Source organism: Streptomyces sp. NEAU-sy36 (genome assembly GCF_013423905.1).
Lineage (GTDB): Bacteria > Actinomycetota > Actinomycetes > Streptomycetales > Streptomycetaceae > Streptomyces > Streptomyces misionensis.
In genome coordinates this window covers 5837885-5861006 of record NZ_CP058977.1, presented here as the reverse complement: position 1 = coordinate 5861006, position 23122 = coordinate 5837885, and the positions used below count along the sequence as shown (strand labels likewise).

The window sequence follows — 23122 nt, the reverse complement described above, 5'->3', positions numbered from 1 at the left end:
CGATGTCCGTCAGGACCGTCCGATGCCCATGAACCGCCCCACGAAGAGAAGAGGCCGCGGTGGAGCGCACGATTTATCACGAGGATCACGAAGAGTACCGCCGGTTGCTGCGGAAGTTCATCGAGAAGGAGGTCGTGCCTGTCCATGACGAGTGGAACGCGGCCGGGCACGCGCCGCGCGACTTCTACCGCAGCCTCGGCGAGATCGGCGTCCTCGGCGTCAACGTCCCCGAGGAGTACGGCGGCGCCGGCCGGACCGGATACAAGTACTCGGCCGTCGTGATGGAGGAGGTGCAGGGCGCGGGCGTCTCCTTCGGCGCCGCGACCGTGCACACCGACGTCGTGCTGCCGTACATCCTGGAGTACGCCAACGAGGAGCAGAAGCGGCGCTGGCTGCCCGGCATGGCGACCGGCGAGATCATGACCGCCATCGCCATGACCGAGCCCGGCACCGGCTCCGACCTCGCCAACATCCAGACCCGTGCCACCCTGTCGCAGGACGGCACGCACTACGTCCTCAACGGAGCCAAGACCTTCATCACCGGCGGTGTCCTCGCCGACCTCGTCCTCGTGGTCGCGCGCACGTCGCCGGCGACGCCGGACGATCGACGCGCCGGTCTGTCGATCATCGGCGTCGACGCCGCGTCCGAGGGGTACGCCGTCGGGCGCAAGCTGGACAAGATCGGCCTGCAGACGTCCGACACGGCCGAGTTGTCGTTCACCGACGTCAAGGTCCCCGTCGAGAACCTGCTCGGCGAGGAGGGCGCAGCCTTCAGCTATCTCTCGCACAACCTCGCACAGGAGCGACTGAGCATCGCCGTGTCCTGTGTCGCCAGCGCCCAGGCGGCCGTGCGACTGGCCACCGAGTACGTCAAGGAGCGCACCGTCTTCGAGAAGCCGGTGGCGGCCTTCCAGAACACGAAGTTCGTGCTGGCCGAGTGCGCGACCGAGGTGGAGGCCGCGCAGATCATGGTCGACCGAGCCGTCGAACTGCACGAGACCGGTGACCTGTCGGCCGTCGACGCGGCGAAGGCCAAGCTGTTCTGCACGGAGGTCGCGGGCCGCGTCATCGACAAGTGCCTCCAGCTGCACGGCGGTTACGGCTACATCACCGAGTACCCCGTCGCCCGCCTCTACGCCGATACCCGCGTCACCCGCATCTACGGCGGCACCAGCGAGGTCATGAAGACCATCATCGCCAAGTCGATCGGCCTGTGACCGCACCCCCCAAGGACACCCACGCTCTCAGGAGAACACCGATGCGAGATGCAGTCATCGTCGACGCGGTCCGCACCCCGGTCGGCAAGGGCAAGCCGGGCGGCGCGCTGTCCGGCATCCACCCGGCCGATCTGTCGGCCATCGTGCTCAGGGCGCTCCAGGAGCGCAACCACCTCGACCCCGCCACCGTCGACGACGTCGTCTGGGGCTGTGTCACGGCCGTCGGCGAGCAGGCCGCGGGCATCGGCCGTTACGCCGTGCTCGCCGCCGGCTGGCCCGAGCACGTGCCGGGCCTCACGATCGACCGGCAGTGCGGCTCGTCCCAGCAGGCGGTGCATCAGGTCGCGGCCGGGATCATCGCCGGGCAGTACGACATCGCCATCGCCGGGGGCGTCGAGTCGATGTCCCGCGTGCCCATGGGGGCGAGCTTCCTGGACGGGCAGTACGGACAGCCGTATGGCGAGCGGGTCGCCGAGCGTTACGACGGCCATGTGTTCAACCAGGGCATCGGCGCCGAGATGATCGCCGAGGAGTTCGGCCTCGGCCGCGCCGTACTCGACCAGCACGCCCTCGACTCGCACGCCCGCGCGGCCGCCGCCGCCGAAGAGGGACGCTTCAAGGGCCAGATCGTCCCCGTGACGGTCACCGGCGCCGACGGCGGTTCCCGGGTGTTCGACACCGACGAGGGCATCCGCACCGGAGGGACCCTGGAGGCCCTCGCCAGACTGAAGACACCGTTCAAGGCGGACGGCGTCATCTCGGCGGGCAACGCCTCGCAGATCTCCGACGGCTCTGCCGCGCTGCTGCTCACCACCAGCGAGATCGCCGCACGCAACGGCTGGACGCCCATCGCGCGCTTCCACACGGGTGTCGTCACCGGCGCCGACCCGATCACCATGCTCAAGGCCCCGATCCCGGCGACCGCGAAGGTGCTCCGGCGCGCGGGTCTCACGATCGACGACATCGGCGCGTATGAGATCAACGAGGCGTTCGCTTCCGTCTCGCTGGCCTGGCTGCAGCGGACCGGCGCCGACTACGGGCGGCTCAACCCCAACGGCGGCGCCATGGCCCTCGGCCATCCGCTGGGCGCGTCGGGCGCGCGTCTCATGACGACGCTCGTGCACCACATGAAGGACAACGGCATCCGCTACGGCCTGCAGTCCATGTGCGAGGGCGGCGGCATGGCCAACGCCACCATCCTGGAACTCCTGTAAGCCGCTCTCCCGCCGACGGCCGTACGGCCTGGGGCCCGCGCCGTGGCGGCGCGGGCCCTTGTCGGCGGAGGAACGAAGCCGTGTCGTCGTGGAGAGAGGAGCCGTCATGCGACGACGTGGACGCGGGCGCGGAGGAAGATCCTGGTGGGCGTGGCTGTTCCCGTCGCCCGTCTCGTTGGGCGCCGTCGCCTGGTGCTGGGGCGCGTACATCGGTGGGGTGGCCGTCCCGCCCGCGGCCGGGCCGTCGCCTGCCCAGGAACCGAGCGGGCCGCCGGCCGGGCACCCCGAACGGCTGGCGCCGGAGCTGCCGGTGACGGACGAGGAGCGCCAACTGTGGGAACAACTGGGCAACTTGGCGTGAGCGGCCGAGCGGGCCGGGGCAGGAAAGCGGGGAGCGCGCCCCGGTGCGGCCGGCTCGCGCTCCCCTCGCGGTGACTCAGTACGCGTCCGGGCGTACCGGCCATCGCGGCACCGACACCGGGAACCCCTCGCTCACCCGTGCCGGAAACCGTGCCGGACGCTTGTCGAGGAACGCGGAGACCCCCTCGGCGGCGTCCGGGCCGCGCCCGAGTTCGACGATCGCCTTCGAGTCGTGGCGGTGCGCGTCCCACGGCGTGAGCGAGCCGAGCATGCCCCACATCAGGTGCCGCGAGGCCGCCACCGACACCCCGGAGGTGTTCTCCACGATCTCCCGGGCGATCTCCCGGGCCGCGGCGACGACCTCCCCGTCGGCCACGACCCGGGAGACCAGTCCACCGGACCGCGCTTCGTCGGCGCCGAACACACGCCCCGTCGCGGTCCACTCCATGGCCTGCGCGATCCCCACCACACGCGGCAGGAACCACGCCGACGCCGCCTCAGGCACCAGCCCGCGCCGCACGAAGACGAACCCGAACTTCGCCGACCGCGCCGCGATCCTGATGTCGGCGGGCAGCGTCATCGTCACGCCGACACCGACCGCGGGGCCGTTGTAGGCGACGATCACCGGCTTGAGGCACGCGGCGATGCGCAGCGACACCGTTCCGCCGCTGTCACGCGGCACGCCGTCGATCGTGCCGGCAGCCTCGTACCCGACGAGGCTGCCGGTGCCCGCGTTGAAGGTGTCCGCGCCCTCGGCGAGGTCGGCGCCCGCGCAGAAGCCGCGGCCTTCGCCGGTCAGGACGACGACACGTACCTCGTCGTCGGCGTCCACCTCGTCGAACGCGGCGATCAGCTCGCAGGCCATCGTCGGCGTGAACGCGTTGAGCCGGTCGGGCCGGTTCAACGTGATCGTCGCGACGCCGTCGGCGACCTCGTAGCGGATCTCGCTGGTGGGCACCGCGGTCCGGGCCTTGTCCGCCTGCCGGCCCTTCTTCCGGAGTGCGGTGGCCGTCTCCTCGCTCACGCCTGTGCCCCTGTCTTCGCCGTCGTCCCGAACGTCTTCTCCAGGAACCCCGGGTCGATCGGCAATCCGTGGACCTGCTGGTTGTGACTGTGGCACAGCTGGTGGTACGCGAACGAGGTCTGCATCGCCTGCACCCGGCCCTGGCTGTCCTGGGCCGCGTTGACGGACTCCTTCGCCAACTTCAGCGCGAACAGCGGCTTGCGCGCGATGCGTGACGCCAATTCCAGTGTGAACGACTCCAGTTCGCCGGACGGCACGACGTGGTTGACCATGCCGAGGCGATGGGTCTCCTGTGCCGTCAGGAAGTCGGAGGTGAACAGCATCTCCTTCGCCTTGCGGACACCGACCTCGAAGGGATGGTTGAAGAACTCGGCGCCCGCCACGCCCATCGAGACGGTGTTGTCCTGGAACAGCGCGTCCTCGGCGGCCACGATCAGATCGCACGGCCACACGAGCATGAGCCCACCCGCGATGACCTTGCCCTGTACCGCCGCGATCGTCGGCTTCGGCAGGTTGCGCCACCGCTCGGACAGGCCGATGTACATCTCCTTCTCCATCGCCATCCGGGCCTCGGCCCCGGCGCAGCCGAAGCCGCACCAGGTGCCCACCTTGCGGTGCTCGGCCAGCACGGCCGGCCCGTCCTGGTCGCGCAGGTCGTGCCCGGCGGAGAAGTGCGGTCCGTTCGCCGCCAGGACGATCACGCTGACCGAGTCGTCCTGCGCGGCGCGGTCGAACGCGTCGTTGAGCTCGTACAGCATGCGCGTGTTCTGCGCGTTCCGTGCCTCGGCCCGGTCGAGCACGATCCGGGCGACCTTGTCGGCCGGACGCTCGTACAGGATCGTCTCGAACCCGCTCACGAACGGCCCTGCCCTTCCGCCCGGCCGACGCGGGCGGTGGCCGCGGCGGTGGCGGCGGCAGCGGCCGCGACGACGCCCTCGACCCGCTCGGGTGGCAGCGGTGGCACAAACCCGGGTGCGATCGGCGTCTCCAAGTCGCTCTGCGCGATGGGACGTTGGTGCGAGAACGTGTCGAACCCGGCACGCCCGTGATAGGCGCCGGACCCGCTCATGCCCACTCCGCCGAACGGCGCAGCGTGGTTCATGTAGGCCAGCGCGAAGTCGTTGCGCGAGACGGAACCGGACGTGGTGGCGCGCAGGAACCGCCGGAACTCCTCGGTGTCGCCGCCGTACCAGTAGGAGGCCAGCGGGTGTTCGCCCGCGGCCGTGTAGGAGATCGCCTCGTCGACGTCGGTGTAGGTGTGCACCACCAGCACCGGGCCGAAGATCTCCTCGTCGTGGATCGCGGCGCCGGCCGGGACGTCCAACAGCAGCGTCGGCGGTATCCGGCGCGTCTTCGGGTCGGGCAGCCGGTCACGCTCCTCCCGCGGCACGATCACCACGTCCGTCGCGCCCTTGACGCGTGCGTCGTCGATGAGGCCGGTGACCCGCGCGTAGTTGGCGTCGTTGACGATCGCCACCACGTCGGGGTTGTCGGCGAACGTCGGGAAGTAGCCGAGGACCGCCTGGCGGTAGGCGTCGACGAAGGCGTCCCGCGCCGACGCGGGCACGAAGACGTAGTCGGGGCACAGGCACACCTGGCCGTTGTTGACGAGCCGGGCGGCGGCGATCCTGGTCGCGGCGTCGGCGATGTCCGCGTCCGGACCCACGATCACCGGGTTCTTGCCGCCGAGTTCGAGCGTGACGGGCACGAGGTTCTTGCCCGCCGCCGCCGCGACGAGCCGCCCGACCCTGGGCGAGCCGGTGAAGAAGATGTGGTCCAGGCGCAGTTCGCAGAAGGCGGAGGCCGTCGGCAGCCCGCCGCCCACGACGACCACCTCCTCGGGGCTCATCCGGGAGGCCACCGCACGGGCGAACACCTCCCCGGTACGCGGCGTCATGTCCGAGAACTTGATCATCACGCGGTTGCCCGCGGCGAGCGCCTCGACGGTCGGTACGAAGACCAGGACCACCGGGAAGTTCCACGGGCCGATCACGCCGACGACGCCTTTGGGACGGCGTTCGACGGTGGTCGGGATGACACCGCCGAGGGCCGCGGGCACCTCGGTCGGGGCCATCCACTCCTCGATGTGCTCCCGGGTGTGGGTGATGGCCTCCAGGCCGCCCAGGATGTCCAGCTCCCAGGAGATGGTGGCCGGCCGGCCTCCGAAGTCGGCGTCGAGCGCCTCGACGAGCTCGGAGCCGTGTTCCAGTACGGCGGCGACGAACCGATCGATGCGGTCACGCCGGGTCGCGGCGTCGGGCACCGGATCCGCGGCCTGGGCCGCCCGCTGGGCGCCCAGCAGGCGGCGCAGCCGCGCCGGCGTGACGTCGGCGGTCGATTCGGTGGTCAGGCTCATATGCTCGGCTCCATCTGTGCGGACGGTTGCTGGGCGGCGACCTCGCGGGCCCACCGGTAGTCGGCCTTGCCCGCGGGACCCCGGAACACCGCGTCCACGCGGACGATGGCCTTCGGGAGCTTGTACCGGGCCAGGCGCTGCCCGGCGTCGGCGAGCAGTTCCGCGTCGCTCGGCTCGTGGCCGGGCAGCAGCTCGACGACGGCGACGACCTCGTGCCCCCATCGTTCGCTCGGCCGTCCCACGACGATGACGTCGCGGACGGCCGGGTGGGAGATCAGCGCGTCCTCGACCTCCTCGGCGAAGATCTTCTCGCCGCCGGAGTTGATGGTCACCGAGTCACGGCCGAGGAGCTCGATGTCGCCGTCGGCCCGGTGCCGCGCCCGGTCGCCGGGCAGCGCCACGCGATACCCCTCGATCGTCGGGAAGGCCCGCTCGGTCTTCTCCCGGTCACCGAGGTAGCCGAACGGGATCGCGGTGTGCCGGGCGAGCCACCCCGTCTCGGGGTCACCGGGTTTCAGGATGCGGGTGCGGTCCTCGTCGACCACGCAGGTGCCGGCGGCCGGCGTGAAGATTCCGGAGGTCGCGGGCTGGGCGCTGGTGCTGATGTTGGACAGCTGGGAACCGGTCTCCGAGGAGCCCGCGACGTCCGCGATGGCGACGTGCGGCAGCAGTCGCAGGATGCGGTCCTTGACGGGCGCGCTGGTGACCGCGCCGCCCACGCCGACCAGTTGCAGGGAACGTCCGTGATGGCCGCCGCGCTCGAACTCGTCGCACAGCGGCGTCGCGAACGAGTTGCCGACGAGGTTCACGACCCGTACGCCCTCCCGGTCGATCACCTCCCACACCGTGGCCGCGTCGAGACGGTCCACCGTGTCGGGGAAGACGACCGTGCCGCCGGTCAGGATGCCGGACAGCGCGAGCCACTGGGCGGCGCCGTGCATCAGCGGGGGCAGCGGCAGTACCACCCGAGGCTCACTCGCGAGGGCCACGGCGACGCCCTCGGCCAGGGACTTCGCCTCCGTCATGCCCTCGGGCAGGAACGCGGTCACCGCACTGTCCAGCAGGCTCGCCTGCGACCACAGCGTCGCCTTCGGCATCCCGGTCGTGCCGCCCGTGTAGAGGATGTACAGGTCGTCGGGGTCCGGCGTCGTCGACGGCGGTACGGGACTGGAGCCGGCCAGGGCCTCCTCGTAGTCGAGGGCGCCGGGGAGCAGCGCGTTGCCCGAGGCGTCCGCCACCTGGAGCAGCAGCCTCGGCGGCTGCTCCAACGAGCGCAGGACCGCGGCGAGCGTCGGCGCGAAACGGGCGTGGTAGACGATCGCGCGGGGCGCCGCGTCGTCGAGGAGATAGGCCAGTTCGGCCTCGACGTAACGGTAGTTGACGTTCAGGGAGGCCGCGCGGGCGGTCGCCGCGCCCAGCATGCCTTCCAGGTACTCGTTGCCGTTGTACAGGTAGAGCGCGACATGGTCCTGGCCCGATTCCCACGGCTGAAGCTCGGTGCGGGGCCGGTGGACGGTGATGCCGTGCGAGAGCAGCAGGTTCGCCAGGCGGTTGACGCGCGCCGCGACGTCGCCGTAGGTGAGCCGCTGCCCCTTCGACACGATGCAGTCGCGCTCGGCAGCCGCCGCAGCGACGCCCGCGAACAGCTCGGCGTGGTTATATCGCATCAGATCTCCATCGTGACGCGGATGAACGGATCGAGAGCCGGCCGTCCTGGCCCCAGGGGAGCGGGACGGCGGCCGTGCGGCGTACGGTCATACGCAGCGGACGTCGACGAGCGCCTGACGTCCTTCCTCGCGGACGACCCGCAGGGCCTCCTTCAACGCGCCCGCCAGCTCGTCGCGGTGACGCACCGTCACGCCGTGTCCGCCCGACGCCGTGCAGTACGACGCGAGGTCGGGCGAGGGCGACAGGTCGGAGAAGCGGTCCTCGGCGGTGGCGACCGCGCGGCCCTCGGGGTAGACGAGGTACGTCGCCGCGTCGACCGCCCACCAGTTGGTGTTGTTGGCGACGACCGTCAGCACCGGCAGCTCGTGCTTGGCCGAAGCGTGGTGGCAGGCCGCCGGGTTGGCGAACATGTAGGCGCCGTCGCCGAGCGTCGCGATCACCGTGCGCTCCGGCGCCGCGTGCTTGGCGCCGAGCGCCGCGGGCAGCCCCCACCCCAGACCGCCGGAAGCGGGCAGGAAGTAGTAGGAGCCGGGCTCGGTACGGTGCAGCAGATCCGGCGTCGACACGTACTCGTTGAAGACGATGTCGTCGTCCTGGAGCAGGTCACCGAGGGCCGCGGAGATGGCGTTCTTGGTGATCGGGGCGTCGGCGTCGCGCTCGGTCTCCTCTCGGCGCAGCGTCTGGATCGCGTCCCGGCTCGCGGCGGCGACCGTCCGGACGCGTTCGCTCCGGCCCGCGTCGATACCGCCCTCGCGGGCCTGAAGAGCCTCGGTCAGACTGGTGAAGAAAGCGGTCGGCGTCGCGCTGATGTTGAGGTCCGAGCGGTGCGTGCGCAGCGGGTACGTCGAGAACAGCGGATCGACCCCGACCTGCGCGATGAAGCAGTCGTCCGACGGCGTCACCTGGGCCTGGATCCAGGGCACGTCGCACTCCACGAACACCACCACGTCCGCCTTCGCGAACACGGCCGCCACATCGGAGCCCACGCGGTTGGGGTGGTCCGCGGGGATGTTCAGATAGCGGGCCCACGGGTCGGCGACACCGAGCGCGAACCTGCTCGCGCAGTCGCCGAGGAGCGCGACCGACTCCGGCTCGGCGCCGGATGCGGTCGTCACGATCACCGGGAACGAGGCCGCGGCCAGCCGGTCGGCGAGCGTCGCCACCGCGTCCGGGTCCGGCTGCACCGACGCCGGCACCGGCGTGCGCGGCTGTGACCGCTCGGGCGCCTGCGCCTCCTCGGCGAGCACCTCACGGGGCAGCGACAGATACACGGGCCCGCGCGGGTGGGAGGTGGCGACGCCGACCGCGCGGTCGACGACGAGGTCGACATGGCGCGGGTCGCGCAGCTCGTAGTCCCACTTGACGAACTCGCGGACCATGCCGGCCTGGTCGAACATCTCCTGCGACCAGTGGATCGGCAGGTCACGTGCGCCGGTCGCGCCGGCCTCCAGGATCGGCGAGCGGCCTGCGGTGACCAGCAGCGGCACCCGGTCGCGGGCCGCGTTCGCCACGGAGCACACCGCGTTGCCCGTACCGACGTTCACATGGAGCATCAGCGCCTGAGGCCGTCCCGAGACGAGGGCGGCGCCGTGGGCCATGCCGCCGGCGAGGTTCTCGTGTGCGCACAGGATCGGCCTCGGCAGCTTCGGGCCGCCGTTCTCCTTGTTGACGGCATAGGCCTCGACGATCGGTGCGAAGTCGGTCCCGGCGTTGACGAAGAACGACTCGATACCGAGCTCGGCGAGCGCGGCGAGAAAGCGGGTGGCAGCGGTCTGCGGCATGGAAGTCCTTCTGTTCAGTGCGTGGACGGAGGTGACGCCGCTCGGCGGGTGCGCAGCGAGGGGATGATCGAGGCGAGTTCGCGCCACTGCGCCATCGGCGAGTCCCGCGGGTCTTCGGTCTGCACCTGTACGCACACGTGGTCGGCACCGGCGTCGAGATGCGCCTGCACCCGGGCCGCGATCTCGTCGAGGGAGCCCCAGGCGACGAGCGCGTCGACGAGCCGGTCGCTGCCCCCGCCGCCCAGATCCTCCTCGCCCCAGCCGAGGCGGCGCAGATTGCCGGTGTAGTTCGGCAGTTCCAGGTACCTCTTCATGAACCGGCGGGCCACCCGGCGTGCCACGCCCGGGTCGGTCTCGAAGACGACGGTCTGCTCGGGCGCGAGCAGCGCGCCCTCACCGAGCGCCGCACGCGCCACGGTGGTGTGCTCGACGGGCACGAAGTACGTGTGCGCGCCCGCGCCGCGCTCGGCGGCCAGCCGCAGCATCCGCGGTCCGAGCGCCGCGAGCACCCGCTGGGGGGCGACGGGCGCCGGCGCCCCGAAGAAGGTACCGGCGTCCATCCTGTCGAGGTAGTCGATCATCGTGCTGTACGGCTTGGTCCCGTACGTGGCGTTGTGGTTGCCCTCGACCATCGACTGGTGGCTGACGCCCACCCCGAGCAGGAACCGCCCGGGGAATGCCTCGCTGAGGGTGCGCCAGCCCGCGTTCATCGTCATCGCCGTACGGGCGTGCAGGCTGGCGATGCCCGTGGCCACCGTCATCCGGGTGGTGGCCTGCAACAGGAGCGCGGCGTTGGCGAACGGCTCGCGTGCGACGGCCTCCGGCACCCACAGCGCGCCGAACCCGAGGTCGTCCAGCTCGGCCGCGGCATCCCGGGCACGGGCCATCGGCTGCGGATCGAGCTGGAACGACCAGATGCCGAGCGGGCCGAGGCGCGGGGCCTTGGCGGCAGCCGTCACGGCAGCAGCCACTCGGCGTTGGTGCGGAAGAACTTCTCCGTGACGTCCTCGCCCAGGGGCTTGACCTTGGCCAGCATGTTCGCCATCGAGTCCTTGGTGCCCTCGACGTGCGGGTAGTCCGTTGAGTAACAGTAGATGTCGACGAGCGACGGGTCGTTCTGGATGTAGCGGTCGATGGGCTCGAAGTTGAACGGCGAGATCCGCACGTTGCGCGCGATGTACTCCGACGGCTTCATGGGCAGGCGCGCGGCGAACGAGCCGGGGAACACGTCGACGTACATGTCCATGCGCTGCGCGGCGGGCGCGATCCAGTGGGCGCCGACCTCCAGGAGGCCGAGCCGCAGCCGCGGGAAGCGCTCGAACACGCCGCCCAGGACCAGCGTCGAGAGGTAGTTGTCGACGGCCATGTGGACGGTGGAGAACATCTGGATCGTCGTGTTCGGGATCTCGGGTGACTGGAAGAGCTCCTGGAACGCGTCGGCCAGGGACCAGCGCGGGTCGATGAAGAAGAACTCGGTGCCGATGTGGAGCGTCACCGCGACGTCGTTGGACTCGAACAGGCGCCACATCGGGTCGAGCCCGGTGTGCGCCGGCGAGGCACCGCCCGGCGGCTCGTCGGCCTGCAGGTAGACCGCGCGGACACCGGCGTTGACCAGGCGCTCCGCCGTCGCGATCATCTCGTCGGCGTTCTGACTCGTCGGGACCATGCCGACGGAGCGGATACGGCCGCCGGCGAGCGACGCGTTCTTGATCGCCCAGTCGTTGTACGCCTGGAGGAACTTCTTCGAGAACTCCGGCCGCGACATGCCCTCCAGCATCGATACGTCGCCGCCCCACCGCTGTTCGTAGCCGAGGTCGGTCATGCCGCCGACCATCAGGGCGGCTATCGCCGTGGTGGGGAAGACGAGTTGGCGGTCGATGCCCATCACGTCGAGGACCTCGACGCGTCGGCTCAGGTCGATGGCGCTGGGCGCCGTGGGGCCCTTGACCTTCCAGATGTCCGCGGGGTCGACGTCCTTGGTGTCCCCGGAGATGGCCGGCTGGTGCATGTTGGTCGCGGACGGGTCGGGGCGCAGCCGGTCCGCGGCCTCGAAGAGCTTGCCCATGATGCGTCCGGCGTCGCCGAACGCCTCTTCCAGCAGATGACCTGGGATCATCTCGTGGCTATCGATGTCATGTGCAAGCAGCTTCATCGCTACCTCCGGGGTATTGGCTGCGAGGACTGGCTGGATCGGGGGCTGGGGCGGAGCGCGGCACGCTCCGGTACGCGGGCACGGCGGCCACCCCTGGGTGTCGCGGCGACGCTCTCACCGGGGGGTGTGCGCTCGGCAGGGTGCTAGGAGGCGGCGAGCGACTCGATGTCGATGGGCTTCAGGTAGCCGACGAAGTCGTCGTTCGTCCGCCAGTCGTACTCCGGGACCTCGCAGTAGATCTCGATGGCGTTGCCCTCGGGGTCGAAGATGTACAGGCTGCGGGTCATGCCGTGGTCGAACGCGGCCTCGACGGTGATGTCCAGCCCCTTCAGGTGCTTGTACATCTCGATCAGGGCGTCCTGGCTCTCGACCACCAGCGCGAAGTGCAGCAGGCCGACCTGGTCCTCCTTCGGCGGCTCCGCCTCCTCGGTCACCTTGAACACGCCGATGTCGTGGTGGTAGTCGCCGAACCGGAAGAAGATCGCCTGCGGGGACTCCGAGGAGATCTTCATGCCGAGGACGCCGCAGTAGAACTTCTTGGCCGCCTCCAGGTCTCGCATCTTCAAAACCACGTGTCCAACGCGTTGGATACGCATGATTCGCCCCTCCGTGAGCACGGGCCCACCGGTGTCGCTCGTCGGTGGCTAGATTGATCGATCTAGCGGTTACGTTAGGGGCGTGTTTCCGGTGCGTCAACCCTCGTGCGACTAGATTGCTCTATCGAGTTTCCGCCGTCTTGGTGGCGGAACACCGCGTGCGACGCGGGGCGCTCTTGGCGTGACGGGGGATGTCAAAGGGCGGGTGTCTCCCGCCGGTTGGAGCGGTGGGGGTTTCAGAGCGCGGGGCATGGAGGGCTCCGCGTGCCGGCGGGCGTCTTCCCCGCCTGCGGGGCATGTCATGGCTGGCCGCGTAGTTCCCCGCGCCCGTCGGGGCGCACTGTGCGCGTCGCCTCCACCGGGGGAACCGTGGGCAGCGCGCGCTTCACGGGAGGGCGCGTGAATCGCAGCCCTGGAAGGGAGGGTCGGCGCAGCCGCGGCCCTCAGGGGCGCGGGAAACCGCGCGAGAAGCCCCGCCGGCCGTCAGCCGAACAACCACCCCGGGGGTGCGGGGACCGCACGGCCGCGACGAGAGGCGCGGACGGCTCGGCCGACTGAAGGGGGTGTCGCGTCCGGGGGCGCTCGCGGGGTATGGCACCCGGAGTCACGGGCCTCCGCGCGGAAAGGTGCGCGCCCCCGAACCGGCCCCGCCCGGCGCAGCGCCCCCGGTGTGAGAAACGGTGAGGTCAGTCGGTCGTGTCGTTCTGCTCAGCGGCCAGCGCCGCCGCCACGGAGTTCGCCGCGGCCCGTCCGGCGATGCGAAGCGGCTCGGGCGACCGCCGCGTCCGAGACAGCAGCACCGCCCCTTCCAGCAGGCAGAACGATTCGACGGCAACCTCGGAAGCGCGCTCCGGCGACATTCCGGCCGCGACGAAACTCCGCTCGAAGACCTCCAGCCACGACCCGAACGCGCTCGCCGCGGCCTCCCGCATGGGCTCGTCGCTGCTGGCGACCTCCAGCGCGATGGTCGCGATGGGGCACGCGTCGGCGTAGTCGGTCGACTCCAGCAGCTCGGCCGCGTTGGCGAACGACGTCAGGGTGGCCTCGACGACGTCGGTGCCCGGCGGGTACGCCGACTCGAACAGTGCCCGGTAGCGCTCACCGCCGTGCTCGATCGCGGCGACGCCCAGCTGCTGCTTGCCGCCGGGGAAGAAGTGGTAGAGCGAGCCGTAAGGAGCCTGGGCCGCGGCGAGCACCGCCTTGACGCCGGTCGCCGCATAGCCGTGCCGGCTGAACAGCATCGACGCGGACTCCACCAAGCGGACTCGTGTACCGGGTTGTTCAACGGTTGACGTGGTGGGAGACATGCCCCTAGCGTACCCGCTAGATTGCTCTGTCGTGGGGTGAGGTGTCCATTCGGACGGTGGTCTCGCCCCCGGCATCGGACATCGCTCTCACCGGGTCGCGGCCGGCCCCCTTGCGCGGGAACGGACGGTCGGGCCGACCCGGGACACCCGTCCCCGGCCTGACCTGGCCACGCCTCGACCTCTCCTCGCCCGCCCGCGCGTCCGCGGCGTCGCACGCGGGACGCCCAGGGCGCCGAGCCATCGGCGTGGGCGGGAATGCCTCAGGCGGCAAGCCGTCGTCTCGACTCCCCGGTGGAGACGATCGACCTGATTGGATAGATTGATCTAATGACTTCTGATGCCCGTGTCTTCGAGCTCCGCACCTACGTCGCCGTACCGGGCAAGCTCGACGCGCTGCTGAGCCGGTTCCGTGAGCACGCCGCCCCGCTGTTCGAGAAGCACGGCATGACGAACATCGGCTTCTGGGTGGCGTCCGACGACGACGGCAAGCCCACCGAGTCCCTCGTCTACATCGTGGCGCACACCAGCAGGGAGGCCGCCGCCGAGTCGTGGGCGAGCTTCTGGGCTGACCCGGAGTGGGCCGCCGCCCGCGCCGACGGCGAGCAGGTCACCGCCAGCGCCACGTCGATGTTCCTCGACCCGACGGACTTCTCCGGGCTGCGCTGAGCCCCACCCGGATCCGTCTCACCCGAACCGTGTTCCACGGGGCGCCCGCCCATGCGACACCCCGGCCGGGCGCCCGGCCGCACCCGACACTCTCCCGGCCCGGCCGGGGCGCTCCGGAGGACAGCCTTGACTTCGCTATTCGATCTCACCGGACACGTAGCGCTGGTCACCGGGGGCAACTCCGGAATCGGACTCGGCATGGCCCACGGCCTCGCGCAGAGCGGCGCCGACGTCTGCATCTGGGGCACCAACGCCGAGCGCAACGAGGCCGCTGCGCGGGAACTGTCCAAGCACGGCACCCGCGTACGGGCCATTCGCTGCGACGTCGGCGACGAGGACGCCGTGACGGCGGCCTTCGCGCGGACGGTCGAGCACTTCGGCAGGGTCGACTCCTGCTTCGCGAACGCCGGCGTCAACGGCTCGGGCACGCCCTTCGTCGACACCGGCATCGAAACGTTCCGGAAGATCACCCGAGTGAACCTGGAAGGCGCGTTCCTCACCCTGCGCGCCGCGTCCCGGCACATGGTGGAGCGCGGCGGCGGGGGAGTCCTCGTCGGCACCTCCAGCGTTTCGACGATCCACGCGGCACCCCGCAATCAGGCGTACGCGGCGAGCAAGTCCGGCCTGACCGCCATGATCAAGGGGTGCGCCGTCGAGCTGGCCCGTTACGGCATCACCGCGCACTCGATCGTCGCCGGCTGGACCGAGACACCGCTGATCGCCTCGGAGCGCAGCAACCCGGCCTTCGAACGGAACGTCATGAAACGTATGCCGCTGCGCCGTTGGGGCACCCCCGAGGACTTCGCACGGCTCGCGGTGTATCTGGCCGGTGGTGTCGGCGGCTTCCACACCGGTGACGAGATTGTGGTCGACGGCGCGTACTCCATCTTCTGACCATGAGACTGCCCGTCGGGGCGCCGGGTGCGCGGCCCGCCTCGGCAGGGCGCCCGGACGGGGGCCGCGATGGTGCACCGCGGCCGGTCCGGGCCGGTGCGCGGGCGGTGTGGGCGTCACCCCGCACCGTCCGCGCGCCATTGTGCCTTCCGCTCCGGTACGGGAGGCTCCGACGGGGGCGGCCAGGCCCTCGTGCCGCAGTGCACCGCTCCGCCGGGCGCACGCCCTTGGTCACTGCGGGGCGCCACAACGGCAGCGTTGAGCAGGGTGGTTCCACGCTTTTTTGACGGTCCCGCACCTGTTGACGCGTAGGGAGAGGCGCCTCTACGCTCACCACTAGATCAATCTATCAACTAACTCGGTGGCCGCGGCGTTCACCTGCTGAGGCGTCTGATCCGGGAGCGTGGATGTCCGATTCCTCCAGCGCCTTCTTGGTGAACAAGAGTGATGCCGGGTTCACCGCCGGCGTGCGGCAGCTCAGCCGGGGCCTTGGCCCCGATCGCTCCGGCGGCTTCGCCGGGTACGCCCCCTTGTCCGGCGACTGGCTGCGTCTCTCACGAGGTCAGGCTGGACGACATGCCGACGGTCACCGCTGACGTCCTTTCGGTCGCCGTCAGGGGCAGGACGCTCGCTCGTCTGTAGCGCGGTCGAGACGTGATGCAGGGGTCGTACGCCGGGACGGCGGCCTCGATGTCACGTGCGTCCCAGTGCCGGCGTTCCTGTCCCGAAGACCGAATCCAAGAAATGGCCTCGCCCCAACTCTGCAACAGAATGGAAGAGCCGTGGACTCGAAGGAACTGACCAAGAAAGAGATGGAAGCGATCCTGCTTGCTCACGAGGTTGCTGAGCTGGAGCAGGATGTTGACGCCACGATGGCCACGCTGGCCCCGAACCCGCATTACGAACTCGCCGGACTCGGGTGGGCGGTCGACGGGACGGCCGCAGTTCGCGCGACGTACGAGCGTATTCTGTCGTACGTCACGTCGCGAAATGTCGCCGCCGAAAGGCGGGTTCACGCCGTGGCCAAGAACCACCTGATCCGCGAGGCGCACGTGACGTTCGACAACCGCAAGGGCGAACGGGTTACCGGCCTGTACATGGTGGTCATGGAATTCGACCCCGAGCTGAAGCTGATCGCCGGCGAGCGGATGTACATGGACCCCGTGTTCGCGGAGATGATGGCCGAACATCTCGGTGATGACTTCGGGGACTTGCCGGGAGTTTCGAAGATCGGCGATTCGGCGCCACTCATCGAGAAGCACGACGCGTACCGGGTGGCCGCTTCTCGCGGAATCACCATCAACGCCCCCAAGTAGGCAGGTGATCCCCGAGGGGTCGGCGGATACCGCCGCGGGCACGCTTGATGATGGCCTCCCGTGGCCAAGACCGTAGCGCTGATCCGACAAGGACAACTGGGCGCGGTTCCAGCGCCTGGCCCTTTCTGTCCCTGCAAAACGCCCGGCCGGGAAGCCCCGGCCGGGCGTTGCGCGTGACCTGCCACAGGCAGGCCGTGGGTTCGTGCGACGAGGCCGTGATGGCGGGACCGCGTGCCGAACCACCGCACCGGCGAAGCCTGCTCGTCGGTGCGGTGGTCGTCGTCGCGGAGCGGTCAGAGTGCGGCCAGGCGGCGGAACCGGCTGCCGTGGAAGACGAGCGGCGAGGCCTCGGGGTCCGCCCGCAGGCCATGGATCTCCAGCAGTGCGACGGTGTGGTCGCCCGCCGAGACCTCGGTGTACAGGGAGCAGTCCAGCCAGGCCGTGGCGCCGTGCAGGAACACCGCGCCCGTGGGTGTGCGATCCCAGGCGATGTCGGTGAAGCGGTCGCCGGACTTCCGGGAGAGGTTCATGCAGATTTCGTCGTGGCCCTCCGCCAACACGCTGATCCCCAGCCTGAGCCGGTCGCGCAGCTTCGGCCACGTGGCCGATGACTCCTGGAAGCACACCGAGACCAGCGGAGGCTCGATCGACACCGAGGTGAACGAGCTGACGGCCATGCCGACCGGTTCGTCGTCGGTCATCGAGCACACCGCGGCGACCCCGGACGGGAAGCACCCGAACGCCCGGCGCAGCAGGCCGGGATCGGCGACTATCGGTTCCAACGCGATCATTATCCGGTGGACCTTTCGTGAGATTGAGGGTGCGGCACTCACCTGTCGTCGGATGCCGGCGTCATGGATGCCCCGCCCGGGCGTCGCCCGCCGGGCCGGGTCGCGCGCACCGGGGCAGGCGAGAGGCGGTGCGGTCCAGGGTGTGACCCGGCTTCGGGGGCCGCGGGCGGGGCCGGGAGAGCGCGGCGAACCACCAAAGGATAGATCGATCGATTCAGCGGATCGTAGGCGCGTGTCCGCCGGGTCGTCAACCGACTGTCCGCCGGCGGCCTTTCCTTCGTCGACCCGGCTGGGCGGGCTCGGCGATATCCGCGGAGGGTGCGGGACGCCTGAAGGGCCCCGCCGGTTGACGGGGTGTAAGGGCGTCCCTATTCTCTCATGATAGATCAATCTATTAGAGCTTTCGGTGACCCCGGCGCCCCTGTCGGAGGTCCGATCCAGGAGCGTTCATGTCCGATTCCTTCAACGCCTTCGTCGTCGACAAGAGTGATGCCGGATTCAGTGCCGGGGTACGGCAGTTCACGCTCGCCGACCTGCCCGCGGGCGAGGTCACCGTCCGGGTGCGGTATTCCAGCGTCAACTACAAGGACGGCCTCGCCCTCCTGCCGGAGAGTCCGGTGGTGACCGCGTATCCGATGGTGCCGGGTATCGACCTGGCCGGGACGGTGACGGAGTCGAGCGACCCGCGCTTCACGGCCGGCCAGGAGGTCGTGGCGATCGGCCGGGGCCTTGGCACCGATCACTTCGGCGGCTTCGCCGAGTACGCCCGCCTCCCCGGCGACTGGCTGGAACCGCTGCCCTCGGGCCTGACGCTGAAGGAAGCGATGGCTCTCGGGACGGCCGGCTTCACGGCGGCGCTCGCGATTCAGCGGCTGGAGGAGAACGGGCTGAAGCCGGGCGACGGCCGCGTACTCGTGACGGGCGCCACCGGCGGCGTGGGCAGCACGGCGGTGAACATGCTCGCCGGCCTCGGCTACGAGGTCACCGCCTCGACCGGCAAGACGTCCGAGCACGGCTACCTCAAGGAACTGGGCGCCACCGAGATCCTCGGCCGGGACGAGGTCTCCGCGCAGAGCGAGACGCCGCTGGAGGGCGAGTTGTGGGCCGGGGCCGTCGATCCGGTCGGCGGTGACACCCTCGCCTACCTGCTGCGCACCACGCGCTACCGCGGCTCGGTCGCGAACTGCGGCCTCACCGGAGGTGCGGCCCTCCCCACCACGGTGCTCCCCTTCATCCTGCGCGGCGTCAACCTCCTGGGCATCGACTCCGTCATGTGCCCGCCGGACGTACGCGCCGCGATCTGGCAGCGTCTGAGCACCGACCTCAAGCCGAAGTACCTGGCCGAGAGCATCTCGCGCGAGGTCGGTCTCGACGGGGTCCCGGCGGTCGCCGCCGACCTCCTCGCCGGCGCCGTCAGGGGCCGCACGATCGTACGGCTCTAGAACGGATCTCGCGCCCGGGTCGCACCTTCGGCCGCGACCCCGGCGAACACCGGCACCCCTGCCCTGCTCGGGACGGCGGCGGCGCGTACCGGAGTCGGAGATCCATCAGCGCAAGGCCCGCAAGGCACTACCGCAAGAGCCCCGCACACCACAGCAGAATGGATGAGCCGATGGAAACGTTCTCTCTGCGACAGATGGAAGAGCTGCTCGCCGAGCACGAGATGGCCGAGTTCGAGATGGACATCGACCGCACGATGGCGACGCTGGTCGAGAACCCCGTCTACGAACTCCCCACCCTCGGCTGGTACATCGAGGGCCAGACCGCGGTACGCGCCGCGTACGAGCGGCTGTTGGTGGCCGGTGAGAAGATGAACCTCTGGGCGGACAAGCGGGTGCACGCGGTGAACGAGACCACCCTGTGCCGCGAGGCCTACGTGTACTTCGACACTCCCGAGGGGCGGCGGACCGGCCGGTACATGACGGTCATCGTCTTCGAGGGGAACCGCATCCTGGGCGAGCGGATGTACATGGACGACGCCTACACCAAGGCCATGGAGGGCGTACTCGGCGACGACTTCGCCGCCGTCCCCGGGGTCTCCAGGCTCGCGGACAAGACCCCGCCGCCCGTGCCGCGTCTCGACCGGGCGCGGGAGCACGCCGCCAACCGGAACCACTGACCCTGAGTAAGGGTGACGGGGCCGGTGGGCGCGGCGCGGACCCGCAGACGCACCGCCCCCATGCGCGACGCCCGGCCGGGACCTGCCGGCCGGGCGTCGCGCGTCACGGGCTACGGCGCCCCAGGGCGGCGGAACGCGACGGTGTCCAGGGCCAGCGTCACGTAGCGGCGGGCGACCTCGGCCTCGGTGAGCGGACCGTCCGAGCGGTACCAGACGGCCACGGCCTGGCACATGGACAGCACGGCCCGTGCGCTCTCCTTCGGGTAGGGGGTCGTGAACACGCCGTCGTCGATGCCGTCCTGGACGATCCGGCGCAGTGCCACGGACAACTCCTCGCGCAGCGCGCGGTAGCGCTCCCGGTTGTCGGGCTCCAGGCTGCGGATCTCCCCGTCGAGGAACGCGAGCCGCCGCCGGTGCGCCATGTACAGGGTGATGCACTCCACGACGTTCGCCAGGCGGTCCTCGGGGCGGTCGCCGGCTGCCTCCTCGGCGCGTCGGCAGCGCCCCAGCACGTCGTGCATGGAGCCCATCAGGAGTGTGACGAGCAGGTCCTGCTTGCTGGCGTGGTGGTAGTAGAGCGTCGGCAGCGTCACGCCGACGCGGTTGGCGATGGCCCGTACCGAGCCGCCGTGGTAGCCGTGGGCGCCGAATTCCTCCAGCGCCGCTTCGAGGAACGGTGACAGCTTCAGTTCCCCGTACTCGTGCCAGGCCGTGTCCGGGTCCTGTTCGAAGCCGAGCCCCGTGTCCGTACGCGGCGTCCTGTCGGACTGCTTGGCGCCGCCTGTCTGACGTGCCACTCGCTCTCCTTCGAAGCCTGCCGGTGTGCGCGGCGCTCAGTACCGCCCGGGAAGACTACAACCGGCGCCGGCCCGCCGGACGACCCCGGGCGGGGCGGCGCGGCCGTTGACACCGCAGGTGACGCCCCCCTAACGTCCGATATAGATCGATCGATATACAGCCGTGGGCCCTTTGCCGCGGCCCCTTAGCCCCTGCCCATCACGGCGCCCCCGGCCGCACCGCACGACGGTCCAGGGCGGGCGGCGTCGCGCACGCCGAAGGACTGGGATGCCTCGCACCGAACAAATCGCCACCGGCACGGACACCGACGCGGCACGGGTGGCGGACGCCGCACGCGAGGTCGTGCGCGAACACGACCCCCGCTCGGTCCCCCTGACGCAGTTCCTCAGCGCCTGGTACGACGCGGGCCTGACCTGGGTGCACTTCCCCGAAGGGCTCGGCGGGCTCGGCCTCTCGCGCGGCCTGCAGGGCGTGGCCGACCGGATCCTCCACGAAGCGGGCGCCCCCGCCCCCTTCAGCCTCAACCCCGTCGGCTTCGGCATGGCCGCGCCGACCGTACGGGAACACGCGCAGACCCCGGAACTCGCCCGCGCGTGGCTGCGCCCGCTCGCGAGCAACGAGCACATCTGGTGCCAGCTGTTCTCCGAGCCCGGCGCGGGCTCCGACCTCGCCGGACTCGCCACCTCGGCGGTTCGCGACGGTGACGAGTGGGTCGTGAACGGGCAGAAGGTGTGGACGACCCTCGCCCACCACGCCCGTTGGGCCCTCCTGATCGCCCGTACCGACCCGGACGTGCCCAAGCACAAGGGGCTCAGCTACTTCGTCGTCGACATGCGCGCCGAGGGCATCGAGGTCCGCCCGCTGCGGCAGATGACCGGCCAGGCCGAGTTCAACGAGGTCTACCTGAGCGACGTACGCGTCCCCGACGCCCACCGGCTCGGCGAGGTCGGCGACGGCTGGCGGGTCGCCATGACCACGCTCATGAACGAGCGCAGCTCCATCGGCTCCGGCGGCACTCGCCGCGGCCTCGGCACGATCGCCGACGCCGTCGCGCTTTGGGCGAGCCGCCCGGACCTGCACACCCCCGTCCGCCGTGACCGGCTCGCCCGGCTCTGGCTGCGTGCCGAGGCGCAGCGGCTCACCGCGGAACGCGCCGCCGTCGGCGCCACCGTCAGCGGCCCTGGCCCCGAGAGCTCGATCGGCAAGCTTGTGGGAGCCGAACTGAACAAGCAGGTCTACGAGTTCTGCATCGACCTGCTCGGCCCCGAGGGCACCCTCTACGGCGACTACACGATGCGCGACGACTACGACGACCTCGGGCCCGTCCAGCAGCGCTTCCTGCGCTCCCGGGCCAACACCATCGAGGGCGGCACCTCCGAGGTGCTGCGCAACATCCTCGGCGAACGCGTCCTCGGCCTGCCCGGCGAACCGCGAACCGACTCCCGACTTCCCTGGCGTGAGGTGCCCCGTGGCTGACAACACCGTCGACGAGAACACCGCGCGCAGCGGCGAGTTCTCGTTCACCCCCGAGCAGCGTGAACTGCGCACGGCGCTGCGCCGGTTCTGTGCCGAGCACTCCGACGAGGCCACCGTCCGGCGACTGATGGAGTCCACGCCCGCGTACGACCCGAAGGTGTGGGCGAGGCTCGGCTCCGAACTGGGCGTGCTCGGGCTCGGGGTGCCGCAGGAGCTCGGCGGCTCCGACGGCGGCACGGTCGACACGGCCGTCGCCGTCGAGGAGTTGGGCGCCGCCCTGTTCTGCGGGCCCGTCTTCGGCACCCTCGCGCTCTCGATCCCCGCGCTTGTCGCCGCGCCGCCCTCGCCGCTGCGTCAGCAGACGCTGGGCCCGCTGATCCAAGGGGCCAGGACCGCCGCCTTCGCCGTCCCCTGCCGCGCCGGGAGCTTCGCCGCCGACGCCGTCACCGTCCGCGCCGCCGGCTCGGGCGACAGCTGGACCGTCACGGGCGCCGTCGAGCGCGTCGTCGACGCCGGCGCGGCGGACGACCTGCTCGTCGCCGCGACAGGCCCGGACGGGGTGTCCCTGTACGTCGTCGAGGCCACGCACCCCGCAGTGCAGCGCGTCCCGCTGTCCACGATGGACCTCACCCGGCCGCAGGCCACGCTCCGATTCACCGACGCCCCGGCCCGCCTGCTCGCAGGCCCGCAGGAGGCGCCCCGCGTCTGCGAGCACGCGCTGCGGGTCGGCTCGGTGCTGCTCGCCGCCGAACAGGTGGGCGGCGCTCAGCGGTTGCTCGACCACAGCGTCGCCTACGCCAGGGAACGGCTCCAGTTCGGCCGGCCCATCGGCTCGTTCCAGGCGGTCAAGCACCGGCTCGCCGACATGCTCGTCACACTGGAACACGCCCGCTCCGCCGCCTACCACGGCGCCTGGGCCCTCCAGGACGGCACCGACGACCCGGCGCTCGCGGCCTCCATCGCACAGGCGACCTGCTCGGAGGCGTACACCGGCATCGCGGCGGACGCCGTCCAGGTGCACGGCGGCATCGGCTTCACCTGGGAGCACCGCACGCACCTGTACTTCAAGCGCGCCTACACCGACGCCGCACTCCTGGGCGGCGCGGAGGAACACCTGTCCCGTGTCGCCGAGTCGGTGCTCGACTACGTGGCACCCGCGTACGAGATCCCCGTCGCCGCGGGGTGAAGACGCCTCCTGGCCACCGCCGTGACCTGCCTGAAGCCGAAGCCCGGAACGACCTTCCCCGCGACCCGTAGTGGGAACGCGGGGACCGCTCGTTCACCGACGACGAAGCCGACCCGACCATCACCGGGCTGCGCCGCCAGGGCCGCAGGCCCCGTCACCCAATCCCTGCCGGGCACGCCACCGGGCGGAGGGCGCCGGCGG

21 protein-coding genes are annotated in these 23122 nt (G+C 70.7%); 10 read left to right on the top strand and 11 right to left on the bottom strand.

Annotation, left to right across the window (positions count from 1 at the left end):
• Nucleotides 1-59 precede the first annotated feature (59 nt).
• The 3 genes from HZZ00_RS25645 to HZZ00_RS25635 all read left to right on the top strand — a co-directional run bounded on the left by HZZ00_RS25645 (nucleotide 60) and on the right by HZZ00_RS25635 (nucleotide 2792).
• A complete protein-coding gene (locus HZZ00_RS25645) occupies nucleotides 60-1217 on the top strand; it encodes an acyl-CoA dehydrogenase family protein (protein WP_180328667.1) in 1158 nt (385 codons plus the stop codon).
• 41 nt (nucleotides 1218-1258) lie between these two features.
• Complete coding sequence (locus HZZ00_RS25640; RefSeq protein WP_180328666.1) at nucleotides 1259-2431, top strand: thiolase family protein; 1173 nt, start codon at nucleotides 1259-1261, stop codon at nucleotides 2429-2431.
• A 106-nt stretch (nucleotides 2432-2537) separates the two neighbouring features.
• Nucleotides 2538-2792, top strand: coding sequence for a DUF6059 family protein (locus tag HZZ00_RS25635; RefSeq protein ID WP_180328665.1), 255 nt, complete (start codon nucleotides 2538-2540; stop codon nucleotides 2790-2792).
• Between the two features lie 75 nt (nucleotides 2793-2867).
• On the opposite strand, the gene HZZ00_RS25630 is transcribed toward HZZ00_RS25635, so the two are convergent.
• The 9 genes from HZZ00_RS25630 to HZZ00_RS25590 form a co-directional block, all read right to left on the bottom strand.
• A complete protein-coding gene (locus HZZ00_RS25630; protein ID WP_257585320.1) occupies nucleotides 2868-3815 on the bottom strand; it encodes an enoyl-CoA hydratase-related protein in 948 nt (315 codons plus the stop codon).
• Nucleotides 3812-4672, bottom strand: a complete 861-nt coding sequence (locus tag HZZ00_RS25625) for an enoyl-CoA hydratase (protein ID WP_180328664.1) — start codon at nucleotides 4670-4672, stop codon at nucleotides 3812-3814. Before HZZ00_RS25625 ends, HZZ00_RS25630 begins: the two co-directional genes overlap by 4 nt.
• Nucleotides 4669-6171 (bottom strand): aldehyde dehydrogenase family protein, encoded by a 1503-nt coding sequence (locus HZZ00_RS25620; RefSeq protein WP_180328663.1) that lies wholly within the window; start codon nucleotides 6169-6171, stop codon nucleotides 4669-4671. Before HZZ00_RS25620 ends, HZZ00_RS25625 begins: the two co-directional genes overlap by 4 nt.
• The gene (locus HZZ00_RS25615; protein ID WP_180328662.1) at nucleotides 6168-7838 is read right to left on the bottom strand and encodes an AMP-binding protein; all 1671 of its coding nucleotides are present in this window, start codon (nucleotides 7836-7838) and stop codon (nucleotides 6168-6170) included. The genes HZZ00_RS25620 and HZZ00_RS25615 overlap by 4 nt, the downstream gene beginning before the upstream one ends.
• 87 nt (nucleotides 7839-7925) lie before the next feature.
• Complete coding sequence (locus tag HZZ00_RS25610; RefSeq protein WP_180328661.1) at nucleotides 7926-9620, bottom strand: thiamine pyrophosphate-requiring protein; 1695 nt, start codon at nucleotides 9618-9620, stop codon at nucleotides 7926-7928.
• 14 nt (nucleotides 9621-9634) lie between these two features.
• Nucleotides 9635-10591 (bottom strand): LLM class F420-dependent oxidoreductase, encoded by a 957-nt coding sequence (locus HZZ00_RS25605; RefSeq protein WP_180328660.1) that lies wholly within the window; start codon nucleotides 10589-10591, stop codon nucleotides 9635-9637.
• The gene (locus HZZ00_RS25600; protein ID WP_219013939.1) at nucleotides 10576-11736 is read right to left on the bottom strand and encodes an amidohydrolase family protein; all 1161 of its coding nucleotides are present in this window, start codon (nucleotides 11734-11736) and stop codon (nucleotides 10576-10578) included. Before HZZ00_RS25600 ends, HZZ00_RS25605 begins: the two co-directional genes overlap by 16 nt.
• 179 nt (nucleotides 11737-11915) lie before the next feature.
• Nucleotides 11916-12332: a VOC family protein gene (locus HZZ00_RS25595; RefSeq protein WP_180328658.1), complete on the bottom strand. Its 417-nt coding sequence runs from the start codon at nucleotides 12330-12332 to the stop codon at nucleotides 11916-11918.
• Between the two features lie 722 nt (nucleotides 12333-13054).
• Nucleotides 13055-13624: a TetR/AcrR family transcriptional regulator gene (locus HZZ00_RS25590; RefSeq protein ID WP_257586004.1), complete on the bottom strand. Its 570-nt coding sequence runs from the start codon at nucleotides 13622-13624 to the stop codon at nucleotides 13055-13057.
• 378 nt (nucleotides 13625-14002) lie between these two features.
• Between HZZ00_RS25590 and HZZ00_RS25585 the strand changes: the two genes are divergently transcribed.
• From HZZ00_RS25585 to HZZ00_RS25575, 3 genes are all read left to right on the top strand, one after another.
• Nucleotides 14003-14341 (top strand): NIPSNAP family protein, encoded by a 339-nt coding sequence (locus tag HZZ00_RS25585; protein WP_180328656.1) that lies wholly within the window; start codon nucleotides 14003-14005, stop codon nucleotides 14339-14341.
• Between the two features lie 126 nt (nucleotides 14342-14467).
• Nucleotides 14468-15235 carry an SDR family NAD(P)-dependent oxidoreductase gene (locus HZZ00_RS25580; RefSeq protein WP_257585315.1) on the top strand — a complete coding sequence of 256 codons (768 nt, stop codon included), beginning with the start codon at nucleotides 14468-14470 and terminating at the stop codon, nucleotides 15233-15235.
• Between the two features lie 782 nt (nucleotides 15236-16017).
• Complete coding sequence (locus HZZ00_RS25575) at nucleotides 16018-16551, top strand: hypothetical protein (protein ID WP_219013937.1); 534 nt, start codon at nucleotides 16018-16020, stop codon at nucleotides 16549-16551.
• 293 nt (nucleotides 16552-16844) lie between these two features.
• Here the strand turns inward: HZZ00_RS25575 and HZZ00_RS25570 are convergent, their stop codons facing one another.
• Nucleotides 16845-17333: a flavin reductase family protein gene (locus tag HZZ00_RS25570; RefSeq protein ID WP_257585312.1), complete on the bottom strand. Its 489-nt coding sequence runs from the start codon at nucleotides 17331-17333 to the stop codon at nucleotides 16845-16847.
• A 458-nt stretch (nucleotides 17334-17791) separates the two neighbouring features.
• Between HZZ00_RS25570 and HZZ00_RS25565 the strand changes: the two genes are divergently transcribed.
• Nucleotides 17792-18784, top strand: coding sequence for an oxidoreductase (locus HZZ00_RS25565; protein ID WP_180328653.1), 993 nt, complete (start codon nucleotides 17792-17794; stop codon nucleotides 18782-18784).
• Between the two features lie 170 nt (nucleotides 18785-18954).
• Nucleotides 18955-19461 carry a hypothetical protein gene (locus tag HZZ00_RS25560; protein ID WP_180328652.1) on the top strand — a complete coding sequence of 169 codons (507 nt, stop codon included), beginning with the start codon at nucleotides 18955-18957 and terminating at the stop codon, nucleotides 19459-19461.
• Between the two features lie 110 nt (nucleotides 19462-19571).
• On the opposite strand, the gene HZZ00_RS25555 is transcribed toward HZZ00_RS25560, so the two are convergent.
• Entirely contained in the window at nucleotides 19572-20258 is a 687-nt protein-coding gene (locus tag HZZ00_RS25555) for a TetR/AcrR family transcriptional regulator (RefSeq protein WP_257585309.1), read from the bottom strand.
• A gap of 268 nt (nucleotides 20259-20526) precedes the next feature.
• Here HZZ00_RS25555 and HZZ00_RS25550 point away from each other — a divergent pair, with 268 nt between their 5' ends.
• Both HZZ00_RS25550 and HZZ00_RS25545 read left to right on the top strand, forming a co-directional pair.
• Nucleotides 20527-21735 carry an acyl-CoA dehydrogenase family protein gene (locus HZZ00_RS25550; RefSeq protein ID WP_180328651.1) on the top strand — a complete coding sequence of 403 codons (1209 nt, stop codon included), beginning with the start codon at nucleotides 20527-20529 and terminating at the stop codon, nucleotides 21733-21735.
• Nucleotides 21728-22921 (top strand): acyl-CoA dehydrogenase family protein, encoded by a 1194-nt coding sequence (locus HZZ00_RS25545; RefSeq protein ID WP_180328650.1) that lies wholly within the window; start codon nucleotides 21728-21730, stop codon nucleotides 22919-22921. The genes HZZ00_RS25550 and HZZ00_RS25545 overlap by 8 nt, the downstream gene beginning before the upstream one ends.
• Nucleotides 22922-23122: the final 201 nt, after the last annotated feature.

Bases quoted from the DNA above. Each gene is read 5' to 3' on its own strand.
- HZZ00_RS25640 (WP_180328666.1), top strand. From the start codon at position 1,259: ATGCGAGATGCAGTCATCGTCGACGCGGTCCGCACCCCGGTCGGCAAG.
- HZZ00_RS25635 (WP_180328665.1), top strand. From the start codon at position 2,538: ATGCGACGACGTGGACGCGGGCGCGGAGGAAGATCCTGGTGGGCGTGG.
- HZZ00_RS25620 (WP_180328663.1), bottom strand. From the start codon at position 6,171: ATGAGCCTGACCACCGAATCGACCGCCGACGTCACGCCGGCGCGGCTG.
- HZZ00_RS25615 (WP_180328662.1), bottom strand. From the start codon at position 7,838: ATGCGATATAACCACGCCGAGCTGTTCGCGGGCGTCGCTGCGGCGGCT.
- HZZ00_RS25610 (WP_180328661.1), bottom strand. From the start codon at position 9,620: ATGCCGCAGACCGCTGCCACCCGCTTTCTCGCCGCGCTCGCCGAGCTC.
- HZZ00_RS25600 (WP_219013939.1), bottom strand. From the start codon at position 11,736: ATGATCCCAGGTCATCTGCTGGAAGAGGCGTTCGGCGACGCCGGACGC.
- HZZ00_RS25595 (WP_180328658.1), bottom strand. From the start codon at position 12,332: ATGCGAGACCTGGAGGCGGCCAAGAAGTTCTACTGCGGCGTCCTCGGC.
- HZZ00_RS25585 (WP_180328656.1), top strand. From the start codon at position 14,003: ATGACTTCTGATGCCCGTGTCTTCGAGCTCCGCACCTACGTCGCCGTA.
- HZZ00_RS25565 (WP_180328653.1), top strand. From the start codon at position 17,792: ATGTCCGATTCCTTCAACGCCTTCGTCGTCGACAAGAGTGATGCCGGA.
- HZZ00_RS25560 (WP_180328652.1), top strand. From the start codon at position 18,955: ATGGAAACGTTCTCTCTGCGACAGATGGAAGAGCTGCTCGCCGAGCAC.
- HZZ00_RS25550 (WP_180328651.1), top strand. From the start codon at position 20,527: ATGCCTCGCACCGAACAAATCGCCACCGGCACGGACACCGACGCGGCA.